Origin of the sequence: Vibrio sp. MarTm2, from assembly GCF_027587055.1 — a bacterium.
Classification (GTDB): Bacteria; Pseudomonadota; Gammaproteobacteria; order Enterobacterales; family Vibrionaceae; genus Vibrio; species Vibrio sinaloensis_D.
The window spans coordinates 1-2,615 of the sequence record NZ_JAPPTK010000032.1; the positions used below are offsets into that span (position 1 = coordinate 1).

The 2,615-nt window shown below is 40.4% G+C and carries 3 protein-coding genes; all 3 read left to right on the top strand.

Annotated elements, in window-relative coordinates:
- Nucleotides 1–145 precede the first annotated feature (145 nt).
- Nucleotides 146–577 (top strand): hypothetical protein, encoded by a 432-nt coding sequence (locus tag OH458_RS21855; protein WP_269979842.1) that lies wholly within the window; start codon nt 146–148, stop codon nt 575–577.
- Nucleotides 578–1,214: 637 nt separating this feature from the next.
- On the top strand, nt 1,215–1,508 hold the full coding sequence (locus OH458_RS22165; protein ID WP_219624326.1) for a TM2 domain-containing protein: 294 nt from the start codon (nt 1,215–1,217) through the stop codon (nt 1,506–1,508).
- A gap of 707 nt (nt 1,509–2,215) precedes the next feature.
- On the top strand, nt 2,216–2,615 hold a 400-nt coding region (locus OH458_RS21860), incomplete at its 3' end, for a hypothetical protein (RefSeq protein WP_269979843.1).

Here is a 2,615-nt window from a genome sequence, read left to right on the forward strand (position 1 = left end):
TAATATAACAAGCAATTTAAGAGGGATTCACAACGCTTGGCGATTTCAGTTCAAGTTAACTTAAGTGTTTAAGGTACAATGGCTTAGGTTTGGTGGTTGGCGTTGTTCACCACTTAACGCGGCGTTAGCTTTCTGAGGAGAAATAATGAGGATCAGACAAATTAAGGCTTACCGAGTAACATCAATTATTTCTTTGCTGTTAGGCGTTACCGCACTACAGGAATTATATATAAGCGAAAACCTATTAATTATTGGTTTTGCTACCGGTGTGCTTGGTACCTTCTTGCTAGGTAGTGCCGGTTTTTTTACGGTATTTCGATTTGTGTCTGCGTTTTTGAAGGAATCAAGTTTAAGCCTGTATAGTCGTGTTCTAGGGTGTACTTATTCGGTGCTACCTGTTCTACTTTGGTACTTATGCAACGTTAAGTTTATATTGGTGCCTGCGGTGAACGCTAAAGAGCTTTCAACCTTCTTTATTCCATCGGCTTTGGCTGTGTTAAATGGAGTTATAGGGGTAATCTTATTCTTCGGAGTCGTTGAAATAAATAATAAACTTCTGGGGAAATCATCAAGCTAACAAACTGTTCAAGAGGGATTCGCAACGCGTGGCATTTTTACTTTGCGTAGGTTTTAGCGTTTAAGGTGGTATGCGGCGGCATTGGTATTGCGTTGCTCACCCCTTAACAGGGCGTTATGTAACAGGCTGATTTTCTATAATATTTAGTTCTTCGAAAAGCCAAACTACTCCGCTAGTCTTAAGTTATTGGTTCAGCGTTTTGGGTTGGCTTCTTCGCAATGATTCAAGGTCAACGACAGTGCTTTTCGCTTGGAAAGCTCATTTCGGCTTGTTTCTCAGGTTCAAAAGCAAAGTCACGCGCTGAAATTCATTGCCCTGAAATCGTTGTAACTCCCCCACTTCGAATTTGGCTTTCGCACTCAATTCCATCAAAAGAACCTTGAGTGAAAGGACGTTTTTAGTAGTCTGAAGGCAAGAATAAAGTCCGTGTTTGTGATTACATAACAAATTGTTCAACAGGGACTCCTAACGCTTGGCCACTTTCATGCAAATCGGCTTCTGTGTTTAGGGCGCAGATTTTTAGTTGGGTGGTAAAGCGTTGTCGCCCGTTAACAAGGCGTTAGGTATATGGAAGAAGAATTACTTTAAGGATAATTAGTGACATATGAATGTTTTTTGCCGAAATTGTGGTCAGGAAATGCCGGAGACCGCGAATGTATGTGGTGCTTGTAAATATAAACAAGAGTTTATTCCCACCAGAGCTACTACGCGTCGAAGTTCAGATGGTGTGGTAGCCTTCTTTGTCTGTTTACTCTTAGGTTGGTTAGGTATACACAGATTTGTATATGGAAAAATTGGTACAGGTATATTGATGTTTTTGACTGGTGGTGGATTTGGTATTTGGTGGATTGTAGACACCATTAGGATCGGAGTTTGCAACAATTTCACTGATTCTAAAGGGAGACCATTAAGTTTGATTCATAGCAACTAGTACTTAGCAATATACCTAACAAGGCGTTTAAGGCGGACTCACAACGCTTAGCAGTTTTGGTTTAAGTTTGGTGGTTGGCGTTGTTCACCACTTAACTCGGCGTTATGTTTACTTGTATTTCAATGGCTTAAAAACTCTTCGATCTCTGTTCTTTGCCCCCTTGGCCATTCGTCCGAGTTGCCTCAGCAAATCAACATTGTCGGTCTAAGTTCTTGAGTTTCTTCGGCTATAAAACATGCCAATATTCGTGGGTTGCTTCATTTTCAGGTCGAGCTGGCTAGGTTTTGGTTTCTCTGACTTAAAGTCGCTTTTAGGTTCTTGGTCAATCAGCATTTCGGCTTGGCAGTTGCCTCGGCAATTTGGCATTGTCTTACGCTGTGGTTGGAAAGAAAGGGCGCTTGTTGTTACTTCGTCGGGTTGCCTCATTGGGCAGGGAAGTGGAATGACTTGTTGTTGGTTTATCGCCTTTGGTGGTCAAGTTGGTTCTTGCGTTGTGGTCTAGCTCAGAAAAATCGTTAGAAATCGCAGTTCTTTCTCAATTAAATCATGTAGTTGTGGTAAACATAACAAACAATTTAAGAGGGATTCCCCACGCTTGGCATTTTTGGTCTGGGTCAAGTTCAGTGTTTAAGGCGTTCAAATCGAGTGTCGTGGTCGCGTGGCTCACCCCTTAATTGGGCGTTAGCCCTCAAGGAGAAAATATAAAATTGTTTGAAAATCATTTAAAAAGAACAAAGTTCTTGCTGTTTTTGCAGGGTATATCTGTTGCAGTTACTCTGTTTCTACTATTTACCTTGCTTGCCCAAGTAAATCAATTGAGCTCTTCGAGTCTTTTTCTCACATTTGCAATTGTTTTAGTGATGTTAAGCTTGAACTTGTCTAGTTTTTACGGGTTGTTAAAAAAGAAGCTTTGGGTATTTAAGTTAATGATCGTTCTTTATTTAATTCAGATGATAGGCATAGAAACACCTAACTTTTCCTTAGCCTTTTCTTTTGGAGTTGAAGTACCGATAAGTGTGAATGTTAATGAAGTAACAGTTTCTCTAAACTTACTGGCAATCTTAATGGTTTGGTTGTCGTATACAAGTCTTAACCTTCTGAAAAAGG

What these genes read in the sequence shown, in the direction of transcription:
- OH458_RS21855 (WP_269979842.1), top strand. Translation starts at nt 146, where the DNA reads ATGAGGATCAGACAAATTAAGGCTTACCGAGTAACATCAATTATTTCT.
- OH458_RS22165 (WP_219624326.1), top strand. Translation starts at nt 1,215, where the DNA reads ATGCCGGAGACCGCGAATGTATGTGGTGCTTGTAAATATAAACAAGAG.